The organism is Candidatus Omnitrophota bacterium (assembly GCA_030688425.1).
Classification (GTDB): Bacteria; Omnitrophota; Gorgyraeia; order Zapsychrales; family JANLHA01; genus JAUYIB01.
In genome coordinates, this window is record JAUYIB010000016.1 from 15,255 (window position 1) to 30,430 (window position 15,176).

The following is a 15,176-nucleotide window of genomic DNA, read 5'->3' on the forward strand; positions in this document are numbered from 1 at the left end:
CGGTCGTGAAATTTTCAGATATCTCCCCCCGAGAATGTGTTATACTTTTATCCAGTGCTTTGCCGTCGCTGCCAACCCATCCAAGGAGGATTATGGGCAAACTCATCCTGTTGATGAAGCGCTTCCAGGTCAAGGTCGCGCTTTTGATGATTCTCTCTATGCTCGTCGTCCTGTCCGTCAGCAATTCCCTCATCTATAAATTCACCCTCGACGCCGAATTCAACATGATCCGGAATCACCTGAAATCCATCGCCCAGATGACCGCCTGGGGGATCGATCCCGACCTTCTCCAGCAGGTGCCTTTGCGCGAGGAGGGCCTGAAGTCTTCCGCCTACCGCCATATCGCCGACCAGCTGAGGAAAGTCAAGGACGCGAACCCACACATCAAATATGTATATACGATGAAAAAAACAGACAAGCATGGGATCTGGCAGTTCATCGTCGATCCTGACCCGGTCGAGCGCAAGGCCCACTGGGGCGACCTGACGTCTTATCCCGGCGACACCTATGACGCGTCCCGTTTTCCGGAAATGATGGCGGCCTTTGACGGCCCGTCCGTGGACAAAAATTTTGAGGTGGATGAATGGGCCGTCACCCTGTCCGGATACGCGCCCATCCGCGACCGGGAGGGGCGCGCGGTCGCGATCGTCGGCGTGGACGCCGAGTCCAAGGATGTTTATTTGATGCAGAGGGAGGTTTACCGCCGCACGATTTTCGTCCTGGTTCTGGGGATCCTGATCTGCTTTCTCGTGGGGGCCCGCCTGGCGTGGAGCGTCACGTCCCCCGTTGAAGAATTGATCGAGGGGACCCGGGTCCTGGCCAGGGGGGATCTGGACCATCGCGTCACGGTGAAAGGGGACGATGAGATCAGCGAACTGGCCTCGTCGTTCAACGACATGGCCCAAAGCCTGGGCGAATCGCGCAAAAGGATCATCAATTATTTTTATGACGTCGTGAGATCTTTGGTCCTCGTCATGGAGGCCAGGGACCATTACACCCGGGGCCATTCCGAGGCCGTGGCCGAACTGGTCGTCAAGATCGCGGGGCGCATGGGATTCCCTTCCGAGACCGTGGAGATGCTCAAGCAGATGACCCTCCTGCACGATATAGGCAAGGTCGGCGTGCAGGAAAGCATCCTCAACAAGAAGGACAAGCTGTCTCCCGAAGAGTGGGCGGTGATTAAGCAACATCCCGTCATCGGCGAGGAAATCTTAAAGCCGGTCCTTATCGATAAAGAGATGCTGGCCGTTGTCCGCGGGCACCACGAGCGGTATGACGGCAACGGTTATCCCGATAAGCTTCAGGGGGACCAGATCAGCATTTTCGCCTCCATCGTTTCCGTGGCCGACGCGTATCACGCCATGACATCCAATCGACCCTACCGCCATGCCATGAGCCGGGGGGAGGCGATTGAGGAGCTGAAGAAACACAAGGGAGGCCAGTTTAACCCCGAAGTCGTCGATATTTTTTTGCAGATTCTTCGTGAGGAAAAATTTTAAGATTTTCATGCTGGTCAACCTCGAGGCCTTGCGTCAAGAGGCGCGCCGCATCATGGATTTGGAATAGAAGGGATGAGCATTTTGGAGTTTTTTCGGTATTTGGGAGTAAGCGATTTCTGGAAGGTCCTGGTCGTCCAGCACTTGTTCCGGACGCTGGGCCGGGATATCGCCCGTTTTCAAAAGAGGACGCGCCTCGGATGCCAGCCGGGATGCGGGCGTTGCTGCGAAGGCCCCCATGTGGAAACGACTGTTTTGGAAATGATGCCGCTTGCCGCGCATTTGTGGCAAAAAGGCGAGGCCTCCCGCTGGCTGGAGACCGTTGAAAAGGCCGGCAACCCTTCCCCCTGTGTTTTTTATCAACCGGATCCCGCGGGACAGGGGAAAGGGCGTTGTTCCGTGTATCCCCTGCGTCCGTTGATCTGCCGCCTGTTCGGATTCTCGGCAAATCGGGACAAGCAAGGCCATCGGGTGCTTATGACCTGCGCCCGGATCAAAGAGAATCAGACCGCGGATTATCTGGACGTCCAAAAGCACATCGATTCAGGCCTCCCCGTGCCTGTCATGAGCGATTATATCCTGCGTGTTTCCCCCATCGATCCCGTTTTGGGCCAGAAGCAGGTGCCGATCAACGACGCGATCCACCGGGCCATCGAAAGGATCGGGCTGCGGATGAGCCTGCGGTCCCGCCGTTAACGGCGGGGCGCTGTCCTTGCCGTTTTCTTACCGGATGTAAGGCAATTCCGCATTGAGAAATGAGACGACGCTTTTTGGGGCGGACGCTTCCTTGAGGAGGAGCTGGACCGCGAGCCGGTCATGCCTCGCCTTCCAGGCCTTGAGCACAATGGTCCGGTTGTTATGCTTGAGGGTGAGGTCGTAAGCGTAAGCTTGGCGCAGCTTGGATCGTTCGACCCCGCCCAGCCATAGGGCTACCTGATTGTAATTCCTGATTTGGTTGAGGATCATCCAGGCGGCATTCAGGTCCCGCACATTTCCCAGCGAATTTACCAGAAGCGTGGCACTGAACAGCGCCACAAGGATGCCGCCCCTGGGGACGCGGTCGCGCACCATTTTCAAAAATAGGGCCATCATCACGGCGAACAGCGCGCTGAAACTGCTGGCGTACCAGCCGCACCCGGAAATAATGTTGTTGGTCGTGTGCAGGTAAGAGAAGAAAGCCGCGTAGAGGACCAGGGCGGCCACGGATTTGAACAGATAAAAAGGGATCGCACGACTGGCGTTGGTTTGTGTTTTTCTGGTCAGCGCGAAACCCCCCGCCGCCAATAAGGCCATGGTGAAGATGTTGTGGAGGACTTGAAGCAGGGAAGGGTCCCTGTTGAGGAGGATGTCCCATCCGATCCGGATATTGTCCGGATGGTCGAGCGTGTTGCGCACGGATAGAAAATTGGTGATGCAGACGCTGATGTCGGGATTTTTCAGCCCGGCGTTGAGTCCTGCCAGAAGGTTGTCGTGCAGGCAGAGAACAAAATTTACGGACGTTATCCACGGGTTGAATATGGGAAGACCTTTGTCGAAATCCGTGGCCGTGAACACATTGAACCCGGGGAAGCCGGCGGCCGCGTAAAGGGCCGGCAGGGCGGCGGTCACGGTCAGGAAAAACAGCGCGGCTGTGGCGAGGAATCCGGCGGTGGCCCATCCCTTGGCCGGGCCCGTGAACAGCCGGTGATAAAAAACCGGGATCAGCACAAAGAGAAACAGGGAATATTCGTCGAAGAAGAGGGAAACAAACAGCGCCAGACAGAGCCGGATGTATTCCTTTCGGAAATGTTTTCCATCGCCTGCTTCCGCCGCCCGGGCCGCCTTGAGCCCGAGGTAAAGACAGAGGATATAGAAGAAGTTGCTCATGGTCTTTGACGGATGAAAGAGCATGATGACCGGGATGAGGTTTCCGGCCGAGCAGAGGTAAATGAGGGCGCCGGCAAGCCCGGCGAATTTGTCGGCGGTCAATAGGGCGAGGAAACGGTAAAGGAGATAGGGCGACAGAAACAGCGCCACCGGAATCCACAGAGAGAGGGACGGGTGCGGCGGGACGGCATGAAAAAGTCCGTTGCGAAAGAGGATGTTGGCGACCTCCAGGATGTGGGACAGGATCCGCGGCCTCGACCGGGGGATCCCTTCGTAAGCCCCTTCGAGCAGTCCCCAGTTCAAGGCCTGGAGGAAGCGTTCCGGGGCGGAGGGCTGGCTTAAAACCGCCGGAGTGATTTGCGCGGTTTCATAGTGCATCCAGGCGTTCTCATAGTTGAAAAGAACGGCGAGAATATAGAGGTAAACAACGGCGAACGCGGCCATTCCCCAGAAACGGTCAAAACGCATGGGGTTATTATAACATCAATTTTCCAGGAGCAAGATGGCAAAAATTTTTCCGCTGGCTGACGGCGGTTTGTTTTAATGAAAGCCATGAAAAATGGCGGCATTCGGAGGAGGGCCATGCGGGTTTTTGTTTTGTTGTTCATGGTGATGACGGTTTGTGCCAACGGAGGGGCCGATGAAATGAACGCTCAGAGCGGAGGCGCTGAGCCGTCCAAGGTCCGCGTTTTTAAGGCGGCGAAGGGCGGTTATGAAGAAGTGGGCCGCGTGGTCAGGACAGAGGACGAGTGGAAAAAGATCCTGACTTCCGAGCAGTACAAGGTCACCCGCCGGAAGGGGACGGAGCGGGCTTTCACCGGCGAATACTGGAACTACAAAAGCCACGGGGTCTACGTCTGTATCGGTTGCGGTAACGATCTGTTCAGTTCCGAAACCAAATATGATTCCGGCACGGGATGGCCGAGTTTCTGGAAGCCATTGGCCGAGGAGAATATCCTTTACGAGGACGATAACGGCTTGTGGGCGAAGCGGATCGAGGTGTTGTGCTCCCGCTGCGGGGCCCACCTGGGGCATGTCTTTGACGACGGCCCTCCCCCGACGCACAAGCGTTATTGCCTGAATTCGGCGGCGCTGCGGTTCATCGAAAAACGAAAATAATCCCTGGCATGGCGTCAGGAAAACAGCTTGACATTCATCGAGTTTTTTATAGAATAAAACTTAATATTGCTTTAACAAATCCGCGGACTTCAATATTTCCAATTCAACCCAAGGATTTACGGAAAGCCTTCTCTCGAGCCGTCCTCATAAAGGCGGCGCGGGGGATGCTTGCTTAAGCACGTATAAAAATGGCCGGGCCAGGGCGCCTTGCCGGTTGGTATTAATCTTCCCAAAACAGGATCGTGAGAGATGAAAAAGAGCATTGTCGTGACGGGTGTCGTTCTCGGAGGAATCATGTTGGCCGGATGCGGCGGGCAGCAATCGAAGGAAGACAGTTTTTTGGAGGACATGGAGATCGTTCTGGAGGAGAATGCGACGACGGGGTCCAATGAAGCCGTCCTCAACGAGGTGACGATGATCGACCCGACCCAGCCAGTGGATCCGGCCGCGGTCGCTTCCGCCAACCCCGAGACAGCTCTGGAAATCACGGTGGCCAAGCATCAAGAGATCATGAACCAGTCGCGGGCGTTTGAGAAGCCGGGCGCGCAGGACATTCAACAGTCGTTAAAAAATGCCGGATTTTACGATGGCAGCGTGGATGGCGTGATAGGCCCCCTAACCCGCAGGGCCATCCGTGAATTCCAGGAACAGAACAGCCTGACCGCCGACGGCAAAGTCGGGCCGAAAACCTGGGAAAAGCTTGCGCCGTATCTCACGGCCAACCAACAGGCCGCTGTGACCCGGGGCGTCACCAATTAATATCTCGGCAGTGCCTTTTTAGGACTATTGTCAAAACCCGCTGGAGGGAATCCGTTGTTGATCCTTGCCGCGGGTTTTGTTTTTTGTCCCCGGGATGCGAATTTTCCGCTTTTCTCGTATTTTGGGGCAAGGTTTGGTAAAATGGGAACAGCTTGGACCTCTTTTTGAGAAGTTGACTTTCATGATCATCGATATCCTTTTCTTGATTTTGGGCTTTGGGCTGTTGATCAAGGGCGCCGACCTTCTGGTCGAAGGGGCGTCCTCTCTGGCCCGCCTGATGAAGGTCTCGGACCTTGTGGTGGGACTCACGGTCGTGGCGTTCGGGACCTCCATGCCGGAGATGTTCGTCAACGTCTTCGCGAGTTTTACCGGTCATTCAGAGCTGGCGATCGGCAACGTGGTCGGGAGCAATCTTTTCAATATCCTCGTGATCCTGGGGATATCGGCGGTGGTCTATCCTCTGCAAGTCACCAAAAATACGACCTGGAAAGAGATCCCTCTTGCTTTTCTCGCCGCCGTCCTTGTTCTGGTCCTGGCCAATGACCAGTGGATAGACGGCGCGGAGACTTCTTCCCTGTCCCGTATTGACGGCATTGTTTTTTTGTCATTTTTCGTCATTTTTTTGTATTATGTTTTTGTTGTTGCCCAGGACTATGAAAGTCTGGCCGAAGGGCATGAGCCGGTCCGCTTCGGGATGGCGAAATCGTTCGCCTTTATTGCCCTGGGCCTGGTCGGGCTTGTGGTCGGCGGGAAATGGATCGTCGATTCCGCGATTCACATGGCCACGGCTTGGGGTGTCAGTGAGTCCCTGATCGGGATCACGATCGTGGGGGTGGGAACCAGTCTTCCGGAACTTGTGACGTCCTTGGTGGCGGCCCGGCGGAAGAATACGGACATCGCGATCGGAAATGTGGTGGGTTCGAATATTTTCAACGTGTTTCTTATTCTCGGCGTCAGCGCCGTGATCCGGCCGTTGCCCTTTGCCCCCAAAAACAATTTCGATATTGGGATCATGATCGCGGCCACAGCGCTGTTGTTTGCCGCGATGTTCACCGGCAAAAAGCGCCTGCTGGACCGCTGGGAGGGGATGGCCTTTGTTGCGTGCTATGTGATTTATGTGATCGTCCTGATCAATCGGGGATAGTTGCACAGGGGAGGGGCCGGTGAAAGAAATTCCAGGAAATGCCGTGAAACCGAAGAGAGAGAATTGGTCGTCCAGGATCGGGGTGATCCTGGCCGTGGCCGGATCGGCCATCGGACTCGGCAATTTTTTGCGGTTCCCGGCCATGGCCGCGGCCAACGGCGGCGGCGCGTTTTTGATCCCGTATTTTATCTCGCTTCTCGTGCTGGGCCTTCCGCTTATGTGGATCGAGTGGACCCTGGGGCGTTTCGGCGGCGGCTTCGGCCACGGCACGGCGCCGGGAATCTTCCATACGGTCTGGCAGAAAAACCGGTTCATCAAATATTTCGGCGTGATCGGGATCTTTGGCCCGCTGGTCATTTTTATCTTTTACACCTATATCGGATCCTGGAGTCTGGCTTACAGCGTCTTTTCGCTGATGGGCAAGTATCAGGGGCTGGGGAACCAGGACGCGATGCGGAGTTTCCTGAGCGGCTACCAGGGGCTGGAGCAGAACCAGTTTTTTGACGGCATGGGATGGGCGTATTTATTTTTCCTGATCACGTTTGGGCTTAACATCTCTGTCATTTATTTCGGGATCAAGGGCGGGATCGAACGGCTGTGCAAGATCGCGATGCCGCTGTTGTTCTTTTTTGCGGTGATCCTTTTGATCCGGGTGGTGACACTCGGGACCCCGGACCCGTCGAGGCCGGACTGGAACATCTCCAACGGCTTTGGTTTTCTCTGGAACCCGGACTTCTCGGCCCTGACCAGGGCCAAGGTCTGGCTGGACGCGGCGGGGCAGATCCTTTTTACATTGAGCGTCGGGATCGGCGTGATTTTAACTTATGCCAGTTATCTGTCAAAAGCGGACGACGTCGTGCTTTCCGGCACCACGTCCGCCGGGACCAACGAGATCGCGGAAGTGATCCTGGGGGGCAGCATTGTCATCCCGGCGGCGTATGTTTTCTTCGGACCTCAGCAGATCCAGGAAATCGCGAGTAAGGGGACCTTCGACCTGGGTTTCGTGACCATGCCCATCATTCTGGGACATCTGCCCTGGGCCCAGATCATGGGATTTCTCTGGTTCTTTCTTCTGTTCCTGGCCGGGATCACGTCCTCGGTGTCCCTGGCCCAGCCGGTCATCGCATTTATGGAAGATGAATTCGATATTTCCAAAAAGAAAGCCGTGGCCATTTTTGGCGCGGTGTCATTTGTCTTGTGCCAGCCGGCGATCTTTTTCCTGAAAAACGGCGTGGTGGAAGAGCTTAATTTTTGGGGAGGGACATTTTTCCTCGTCATTTTCGCCACGATCGAAGTCGTACTGTTTTCCTGGGTCTTCGGCCTGGAGCGGGCGTGGGACGAGATCCACCGCGGTGCGGACATGCAGGTCCCCAGGATTTACAAGTTCATCATCAAATACGTGACGCCGGCGTTCCTTTTTATCATCCTGGGGACCTGGTTTTGGCAGGAATGGCTGCCGTTCATCATGATGAAGAACGTTCCGCCGGAAAACCAGATTTATGTCCTTGCCACGCGCATCGGTCTGCTGGTGATGCTGTTGGTCCTTGTCAATCTTGTCAGGCTCGCTTGGCAGAGGAAGAACAAGGAAGAGTTGTTTTTTAAGCTGGATTCGTACCAAGACTTCGACATCTAATGAGCGCATCTTTTACGGAGCCCCGTAGGGCGACGTAAATAATTTGCGCGAATTAGTCCCGACGGTTTGCCGAGCCATGGCGAGGCAGTCGGGATTCATGAGGGTTGTGCCCCGCTGTTTTGCTCCGTAGCATGAAGTAGCTGGGGCTTATGAGGGAGTTAGATATGACCATCGGCGGCTGGATTTTTCTTGTTTTGTCCTGGGGGACCATCCTCGTGGTCGCCGGGTATTGTTACAAGCGGGTCCTGTTTAAGAAGTGATTTTGGGGATGCGCACTGCCGGTCTGCGGGCGTTGTTTGGAGAAATCGTTTAAGGAGGGGTACATGAAAAAGTTCCTGGGGCATCTCCGGATGTATGTTTTCCGCGGCCTTTTGGCGATGATTCCCATCGCGCTGTCCGTGTTGGCCGTGCGGTTCATCTATTTCTTTATTGACAAGAAGATCATCAACCTGGTTTCAAAATATATCGGGTATTCGATCCCGGGGCTGGGGATCCTGCTGCTTTTGGTCGTGCTGTATGTTATCGGGCTCCTGGCCAGTATTGCCATCGGCAAACAGCTCTTTGGGCTCATTGAGAAGATCACCGCCCGGATCCCGCTGATCCGGACGATTTATCAGATCGGCCAGCAGGTGTCGTTCAGTCTCTCTCTTCCGGAGAAGCAATTGTTCGAGCGGGTGGTGCTGGTGGACTTCCACGGGATCTGGGCGATCGGTTTTGTGACGGGGGCCTTTAAAGAAAATAAAACCGGGCGTCAGCTTTTGAGGGTCTTTTTTCCAAACGTTCCCAATCCCACGACGGGATTTGTGACGGTTGTGGACCCCGCCAAGACCAGGGACCCCAAGTGGACCGTTGAGGAAGGGATCCGTGTCGTGGTTTCCGGTGGGATCATCGGGCCGGACATGGTCGACTAAAGGTCCCGAGGAGGGGAACATGCGCCGATTATTTTTTGTCCTCCTGTTCATCATGGTGACGTCCTGCACGGGTTGCGACGCGGTTTACCGGCTGTTGCAGAAAGAGGGGGCGGAGGAAAAGGATCTCCTGGGGGAGGTCGTGCCCGGCCAGAGCAGCCCCGCGGTCAAGGAAATCCAGAAGCTGCTGAAGCTTTACGGTTATACCGTTGGCACGCCGGACGGCGTCCTCGGCGTCAACACCCGCACGGCCATCCGGAGATTTCAGGAAGACAATGATCTGGAGATCACGCGGTTCGTGGACTACGCCACGTGGGAAGCCCTCAATCAGTTTGAGCCGTACGGGCTGGTCAAGGGTGGAGACCTGAACATCAAGATGGTCCAGCAGGCGCTTCAGAACGCCAAGGTGTCCCCCGGGGGCGTGGACGGGAAAATGGGCCGGAGGACCGTTGAGGCGGTCAAAAAGTTTCAGGCCATTAAAAAGCTCAAACAGGACGGGAAGATCGGGTTTAAGACGCTGAAAAATCTTGCCGTGTATCTCCCTCCGCCCAGCTCGGTCGAGGAAGCGAGACCTTCCGCGGCCGCGCGGAAGAAGCCGCCGGCCAAGCAGCGGGGCAGCCGATAAAATTTTCGACATCAAAAATGATCTGTGATAATATGTTTCATCCATTCCGCCCCGGGCGGAAATCTTTTTTCCTCTCATGAAAATCCACGAATATCAAGCCGTTGACCTTTTTAAAAAAGCCGGGCTTCCCGTGCTGGAAGGCCAGGTCGCGGCCACCCTCGAAGAGGCCCTGAAGATCGCGGACAGGATCGGGTATCCCGTGGTTCTCAAGTCCCAGGTCCTGGTCGGCGGCCGCGGCAAGGCTGGCGGCATCAAGGTCGTCAAGACCAGGGACGATCTCGCCAAATTGTTCCCGCAGCTGCGCAGCCTTGTCATCAAAGGCTACCCGGTCGAGAAGATCCTGATCGTCCGCGCCATCGATATCAAAAAAGAATTTTACGCGGCCGTGACGGTCGATCCTGTGCGCGGCGACGTGGTCCTGATCGCCAGCTCCGAAGGCGGGGTGGACATCGAGGAAACCGCCAAGACCCATCCGGAAAAGATCCAGAAATATTATCTCGAGGGGCAGAAACGCATCGACCCGGCCCGTTGGCCCGCGTTTATCAAGGCGGTCTTTGCCGACAAAGGATCCCAGGAGCAGGGGACGAAGATCTTTGAAGGGATTTTGAAGGTATTTTTTCAGTATGACTGCTCCCTGGCCGAGGTGAATCCTCTGGTGATCGATGCCAAAGGGGATTGGTATGCGGCCGATGCCAAGATCAATTTCGACGACAACGGGCTGTTCCGCCACGAGGAGCTCGTTGCTTTGCGCGACATGCGTTATGAGGACCCGGACGAGATCGAGGCCAAGGACCACAATCTGAGCTTTGTCAAGATGGACGGCAATGTCGGCTGTGTGGTCAACGGCGCGGGTCTGGCCATGGCAACTATGGACGTGACCAAGATCCTGGGCGGCGATCCGGCGAATTTCCTGGATGTCGGCGGGAGCTCCAATCCGGAGAAGGTCCTCAGCGCCATGAAGATCATTCTGAGGAACCCCAAGATCAAGGCGATCCTGATCAATATTTTCGGCGGGATTACCCGTTGCGACGACATCGCCAACGGCATCATCGCCGCGCGCCAGCAGCTCAAGATCAGCGTGCCGCTGGTGGTGCGGCTGGCCGGGACCAACGAGAAAGAGGCCAGGGATATCCTGGAGCCCACCGCGATCCACGCGTATTCGTCCATGCGCGAGGCCGTCCAGCAGGCGGTGGCATTGGCGAAATGAAATAACGTCGCACGACACAAGTCACACGTCACACGTAAAAGTGTCTTTGCGTGCGACCTTGTGACGCGCGACCTTGTGACATGTGACTTTCAACTATGAGCATCCTTGTCGATCAAAATACGCGTTTGCTGGTCCAGGGCATCACAGGCCGTGACGGTTCGTTCCATGCCCAGAAGATGAAGGAATACGGGACCAACGTCGTGGCCGGCGTCACCCCGGGCAAAGGCGGCCAGGACGTCGCCGGAATTCCGGTGTTCAATTCCGTTCAGGAAGCTAGGGTCAAGACCCAGGCCAACACCGCCGTCATTTACGTCCCGGCCAAGTTCGCCAAGGACGCCATGCTGGAGGACATCCGCGCCGGCATTGAGCTCATTATTTGTATCACCGAGGGGGTCCCGGTCCTGGACATGGTCGAAGTCAAGCAGGCCATGAAAACTTCCCAGAGCCGGCTGATCGGCCCCAATTGCCCGGGCCTGATTTCCCCCGGAAAGTCCAAAGTCGGCATCATGCCTGGCCATATCCACAAGCCCGGCCCCATCGGCGTTGTGTCCCGCAGCGGCACGCTCACGTATGAGGTCGTATATAATCTCACCATCGCCGGCATCGGTCAGACGAGCTGTGTGGGGCTCGGGGGCGACCCCATCATCGGCACCCGTTTTGTGGACGTCCTGGAGCTGTTCGAGAAGGACCCTGAGACCAAAGGGATCGTCATGGTCGGCGAGATCGGGGGCGAGGACGAACAGCTCGCGGCCCAGTTCATCAAATCCCGGATCACCAAGCCCGTGGCCGGGTTCATCGCCGGCCGCACCGCGCCCAAAGGCAAGCGCATGGGCCATGCCGGCGCCATCATCTCCTCCGGCGACAGCACCGCTGAGGCCAAGATCGAGGTCCTGCGCAAGGCCGGCGTTGCCGTGGTCGACCTCCCCGATGAAATCCCCGCTGTTTTCAGGAAAACCCTGGGCCTATAGCCCGTTTTCCCGGTCTCTCTTCGTGAAAATTCCTTAACCATTGCCCTGCAAAAGCGGTTATAATAATTTTAATTTTCCGCAAAGGGGAGCGTATGAAAAACGTCTTTGTTTCGTCCATCTATCAGAACGCCGGCAAGACAACGCTGTCGCTGGGGCTTTACAAGGTCTTTGTGGAGCGCGGCCTGGCCACGGCTTTTATGAAGCCGCTGGGCCAGCAGACGGTTGTCGTCAAAGAGCACAACATCGACAAGGACACCTACCTGATCGGCGAGGTCTACCACTGCCGCCGCCAATATAAGGAAATGAGTCCGGTCACCATCGGCCCCGGGTTCACCGAGGAGTATATCTTCAAGCCGAACAACGACGTTTTGCGCGCCAAAATCGAGAAATCGTTCAAGAGCCTGACCCGCGGCAAGGACGCCATCATCATTGAAGGCACCGGCCACGCGGGCGTGGGATCGGTCATCGATCTCTCCAACGCGGACGTGGCCGCGATGCTCGGCTCCAAGGTCATCATCGTCAGCGAAGGCGGGATCGGCCGCAGCATCGATGAGATCATGTTGAACAAGGCGCTTTTCGACCTGAAGCATGTCGAGGTTGTCGGCGTGGTGGTCAACAAGGTCCTCCCGGAAAAATACGACAAGGTCAAAAAGGCCCTGGCCCAGGGCTTGAAAAACAAGGGCATCCGGCTGCTGGGCGTTCTCCCCCTGGATTTGATCCTGAAGGCGCCGACCATTGAGCATCTCATGAGCCGTCTCAGCCTGAAACTGCTGAGCGGCAAGAGCCGCCTGAATTCCCATGTCCACGCCACGATCGTCGCGGCCATGGAACCGCACAACATGGTCAATTATCTGAAGGCCAATACCCTGGTGCTGACCTCCGGCGACCGGGTGGACAACATCATGGTGGCGGTGACGTCGCACCTGATCAACCCCGGTAAGCGCGGGCAGATCTCGGGCATCATCCTCACCGGCGGGCTCATGCCCAACGAGAAGATCATGGATTTGCTGAAGAAGAGCCGGATCCCGGTCTTGATCACCAATGACGACACATTTACGATCGCCGGTAAGATCGAAAATTTGATTTGCAAGATCCAGAAGCAGGACAAGGACAAGATCGCCGAGGCCTGCCAGCTCATCAAGCAGCACGTGGATGTGGACACGATTTTGAATGCGCTGTGAAAATGGAAGATTGAGGATAGAAGAGAGAAGAATAAAACCTGCGGGGTGAAGTGATTTCAACCTGTGAGGTTGAGCGGGGGAAGTGTGGGAAAGAGTTCATCGGTCTATCTGGTTGACGGGGTCCGGACGCCCATCGGCAGTCCGTTCAAGTCCCTGCGGGAATTTTCCGCGGCAAAGCTGTCGGCGCTGGTGCTGAAGGAGCTTGTGCGGCGAAACCGGATCGCCCCGGACCAAATCCAGGAAGTCATCTGGGGCAACGTCGTTTCCGCAGGCACAGGGCAGAACTTCGCGAGGGAGGCTGTGATCGCCGCCGGATTCCCGCCGTCCTTGCCGGCGTATCTGATCAATAATGTCTGCGGGGCCGGGCTGCAGGCGCTTGTCCTGGCGTCCCGCGCTATCCGGTCCGGAGACGGAGATTGTTTTGTGGTCGGCGGGGCGGAGAGCGTGTCTAACGCGCCGGGGCTGAATCTTGAGGGATTCGACCCTAACCATCCGGATCCTTCTAAACAAGTTAAAAGTTCGGTCCATGACGGGCTTCTGTGCCAGATGACGGGCCGAAGGATGGGGGAACTTTGCGAGGCCACGGCCCGCAAGTCCCGCATCTCGCGCGAGGACCAGGACCGGTTCGCTCTGGAAAGCCATCGCAAGGCCGTTGCCGCCCAGGAGCAGGGAAAGTTTGCGCGGGAGATCATTCCTTGCCGGACAGCCGACGGGAAAGTTGTTGAACGGGACGAACGGCCGCGGAAGAATCTGACCATTGAGAGATTGGAGGCCCTGAAGCCGGCTTTTGATCCCGCGGGGACGTTGACCGCGGGAAACTCTTCGATCCCCTGCGACGCGGCCGGCGGTGCGCTGGTCGTTTCCGAGGATTTTGCCGGGAAAAACCGGCTGAAACCTCTGGCGCGGGTCTTGGGTTACAGTTCGATCGCCGTTGATCCGGCCGAGGTGTTCACATGCGGCCCTGCGGTTGTCCGTTCGTGCCTGAAAAACGCCGGGATGGAATTAAAAGACATCGATCTTTTCGAGATCAGCGAGGCCTTTGCCGCGCAGATGATCCACACGGTCCGGGGCCTGGAAATCCCGGAAAGTAAAATTAATATTTGGGGTGGAGACGTGGCCCTGGGGCATCCGCTCGGAGCGGCCGGCGCAAGGGTGTTGGTGACCTTGATGCACGCGCTTGTCGACCAGCAGAAGGCGCGGGGCCTGGCTTGCGTCTGCTTCGGAGGGGGCGGGGCCATGGCCGTGGCGGTGGAACGGCTGGCGTAATCTTCATTTCGCGAATAATGATATTGGGACGGCACGGTATCCCCGTGCTCAAACAGCGATCCCGCTTTTCTCTGTTTTAAAATCATGGAAAAGCGGGCTCGAACTGCGCGCGGGGATACCGTGCCGTCCCCTTCTTACCGATGATTATTGGTGAGCTATGAAAAATTCGGACAGCAGTTATTTCATCAATAACCCCGTCTTTTTGAAATATAAGACGAGAATGAGGCTTGCCCCGCCGTTCGGGAGGGAAGAGTTTCTTAAATCTGTTTTCGTTAACGAGCGGATTGTCGAGATCCCGTTCGCCATCGCCTGTTTGAGCGCGCTCCCCAAAGGGAGCAAAATTCTGGACCTGGGTTGTACGGAAAGCACGTTTCCCCTCCAGGCGGCCTGCCTGGGATACCGGGTGACCGGTTTTGATTTTCGTCCTTACCCTTATACGCATCCCAGTCTGGAATTCGTCCAGGGGGACATCGTCAATCTCCCGTTTCCGCCGGCGAGCTTTGACGCGGTTTTCTGCATTTCCACCATTGAGCACATCGGGATCGGTTTTTACGCGGACCCGCTTTCTGGAGTGGACGCTGACCATCAGGCGGCCGGAGAGGCCGGGAAGGTTTTAAAAACGGGCGGGATCCTGGTCCTGACGGTCCCCTATGGCGCCGGGCAGGCCAACAAACACCACAGGATTTATGACCAGAAGACCCTGGCGGCGCTGCTCAAAGATTTTCGGGTCCAGGAACTCCGGTATTTTGTCAACTCCCGTTTCCCGGAAGGCCGGGCCAATTCCTGGATCGAGGTCGGGGAGAAAGACGCCGCGGTTGTTGAGTCGGGTGAGTCGGCCAACGGCGTGTGCTTGGTCAAGGCCGCCAAGCCCTGAAACAATGGATTTTTTTGTTGATTTCAAAAAAGTGGTGTGTTATCATGCACGCTTACCAAATAGATTCCACACTTAACTTTACTCCCTTGATAGATTTAGGTGATTGCAGGTAACAATCCTTTCCTGAGGA

The 15,176-nt window shown here is 56.4% G+C and carries 14 protein-coding genes; 13 read left to right on the top strand and 1 reads right to left on the bottom strand.

Going from position 1 to position 15,176, the window contains the following annotated elements; genetic code table 11:
• The first annotated feature begins 92 nt into the window (after nucleotides 1–92).
• Nucleotides 93–1,499 carry an HD domain-containing protein gene (locus Q8Q08_05865; GenBank protein ID MDP2653544.1) on the top strand — a complete coding sequence of 469 codons (1,407 nt, stop codon included), beginning with the start codon at nucleotides 93–95 and terminating at the stop codon, nucleotides 1,497–1,499.
• A 72-nt stretch (nucleotides 1,500–1,571) separates the two neighbouring features.
• The gene (locus Q8Q08_05870) at nucleotides 1,572–2,192 is read left to right on the top strand and encodes a YkgJ family cysteine cluster protein (GenBank protein MDP2653545.1); all 621 of its coding nucleotides are present in this window, start codon (nucleotides 1,572–1,574) and stop codon (nucleotides 2,190–2,192) included.
• Nucleotides 2,193–2,219: 27 nt separating this feature from the next.
• On the opposite strand, the gene Q8Q08_05875 is transcribed toward Q8Q08_05870, so the two are convergent.
• The gene (locus tag Q8Q08_05875; GenBank protein ID MDP2653546.1) at nucleotides 2,220–3,830 is read right to left on the bottom strand and encodes a hypothetical protein; all 1,611 of its coding nucleotides are present in this window, start codon (nucleotides 3,828–3,830) and stop codon (nucleotides 2,220–2,222) included.
• Nucleotides 3,831–4,082: 252 nt separating this feature from the next.
• Between Q8Q08_05875 and msrB the strand changes: the two genes are divergently transcribed.
• The 11 genes from msrB to Q8Q08_05930 all read left to right on the top strand — a co-directional run bounded on the left by msrB (nucleotide 4,083) and on the right by Q8Q08_05930 (nucleotide 15,046).
• Complete coding sequence (gene msrB, locus Q8Q08_05880) at nucleotides 4,083–4,481, top strand: peptide-methionine (R)-S-oxide reductase MsrB (protein MDP2653547.1); 399 nt, start codon at nucleotides 4,083–4,085, stop codon at nucleotides 4,479–4,481.
• Between the two features lie 249 nt (nucleotides 4,482–4,730).
• Nucleotides 4,731–5,240, top strand: coding sequence for a peptidoglycan-binding domain-containing protein (locus Q8Q08_05885; protein MDP2653548.1), 510 nt, complete (start codon nucleotides 4,731–4,733; stop codon nucleotides 5,238–5,240).
• 181 nt (nucleotides 5,241–5,421) lie between these two features.
• Nucleotides 5,422–6,384, top strand: a complete 963-nt coding sequence (locus Q8Q08_05890; GenBank protein MDP2653549.1) for a calcium/sodium antiporter — start codon at nucleotides 5,422–5,424, stop codon at nucleotides 6,382–6,384.
• A gap of 43 nt (nucleotides 6,385–6,427) precedes the next feature.
• A complete protein-coding gene (locus Q8Q08_05895; protein MDP2653550.1) occupies nucleotides 6,428–8,017 on the top strand; it encodes a sodium-dependent transporter in 1,590 nt (529 codons plus the stop codon).
• A gap of 323 nt (nucleotides 8,018–8,340) precedes the next feature.
• The gene (locus tag Q8Q08_05900; GenBank protein MDP2653551.1) at nucleotides 8,341–8,928 is read left to right on the top strand and encodes a DUF502 domain-containing protein; all 588 of its coding nucleotides are present in this window, start codon (nucleotides 8,341–8,343) and stop codon (nucleotides 8,926–8,928) included.
• Between the two features lie 19 nt (nucleotides 8,929–8,947).
• Nucleotides 8,948–9,550 carry a peptidoglycan-binding protein gene (locus tag Q8Q08_05905; protein MDP2653552.1) on the top strand — a complete coding sequence of 201 codons (603 nt, stop codon included), beginning with the start codon at nucleotides 8,948–8,950 and terminating at the stop codon, nucleotides 9,548–9,550.
• Between the two features lie 76 nt (nucleotides 9,551–9,626).
• On the top strand, nucleotides 9,627–10,757 hold the full coding sequence (gene sucC / locus Q8Q08_05910; protein MDP2653553.1) for an ADP-forming succinate--CoA ligase subunit beta: 1,131 nt from the start codon (nucleotides 9,627–9,629) through the stop codon (nucleotides 10,755–10,757).
• A gap of 95 nt (nucleotides 10,758–10,852) precedes the next feature.
• Nucleotides 10,853–11,725 carry a succinate--CoA ligase subunit alpha gene (sucD, locus tag Q8Q08_05915; protein ID MDP2653554.1) on the top strand — a complete coding sequence of 291 codons (873 nt, stop codon included), beginning with the start codon at nucleotides 10,853–10,855 and terminating at the stop codon, nucleotides 11,723–11,725.
• Between the two features lie 92 nt (nucleotides 11,726–11,817).
• Complete coding sequence (locus Q8Q08_05920) at nucleotides 11,818–12,906, top strand: AAA family ATPase (protein MDP2653555.1); 1,089 nt, start codon at nucleotides 11,818–11,820, stop codon at nucleotides 12,904–12,906.
• Nucleotides 12,907–12,990: 84 nt separating this feature from the next.
• Entirely contained in the window at nucleotides 12,991–14,172 is a 1,182-nt protein-coding gene (locus Q8Q08_05925; protein ID MDP2653556.1) for a thiolase family protein, read from the top strand.
• Between the two features lie 157 nt (nucleotides 14,173–14,329).
• Entirely contained in the window at nucleotides 14,330–15,046 is a 717-nt protein-coding gene (locus tag Q8Q08_05930; GenBank protein ID MDP2653557.1) for a class I SAM-dependent methyltransferase, read from the top strand.
• The last annotated feature ends 130 nt before the right edge of the window (nucleotides 15,047–15,176 follow it).

What these genes read in the sequence shown, in the direction of transcription:
- Q8Q08_05865 (MDP2653544.1), top strand. Translation starts at nt 93, where the DNA reads ATGGGCAAACTCATCCTGTTGATGAAGCGCTTCCAGGTCAAGGTCGCG.
- Q8Q08_05870 (MDP2653545.1), top strand. Translation starts at nt 1,572, where the DNA reads ATGAGCATTTTGGAGTTTTTTCGGTATTTGGGAGTAAGCGATTTCTGG.
- Q8Q08_05875 (MDP2653546.1), bottom strand. Translation starts at nt 3,830, where the DNA reads ATGCGTTTTGACCGTTTCTGGGGAATGGCCGCGTTCGCCGTTGTTTAC.
- Q8Q08_05885 (MDP2653548.1), top strand. Translation starts at nt 4,731, where the DNA reads ATGAAAAAGAGCATTGTCGTGACGGGTGTCGTTCTCGGAGGAATCATG.
- Q8Q08_05890 (MDP2653549.1), top strand. Translation starts at nt 5,422, where the DNA reads ATGATCATCGATATCCTTTTCTTGATTTTGGGCTTTGGGCTGTTGATC.
- Q8Q08_05900 (MDP2653551.1), top strand. Translation starts at nt 8,341, where the DNA reads ATGAAAAAGTTCCTGGGGCATCTCCGGATGTATGTTTTCCGCGGCCTT.
- Q8Q08_05905 (MDP2653552.1), top strand. Translation starts at nt 8,948, where the DNA reads ATGCGCCGATTATTTTTTGTCCTCCTGTTCATCATGGTGACGTCCTGC.
- sucC (MDP2653553.1), top strand. Translation starts at nt 9,627, where the DNA reads ATGAAAATCCACGAATATCAAGCCGTTGACCTTTTTAAAAAAGCCGGG.
- sucD (MDP2653554.1), top strand. Translation starts at nt 10,853, where the DNA reads ATGAGCATCCTTGTCGATCAAAATACGCGTTTGCTGGTCCAGGGCATC.
- Q8Q08_05920 (MDP2653555.1), top strand. Translation starts at nt 11,818, where the DNA reads ATGAAAAACGTCTTTGTTTCGTCCATCTATCAGAACGCCGGCAAGACA.
- Q8Q08_05930 (MDP2653557.1), top strand. Translation starts at nt 14,330, where the DNA reads ATGAAAAATTCGGACAGCAGTTATTTCATCAATAACCCCGTCTTTTTG.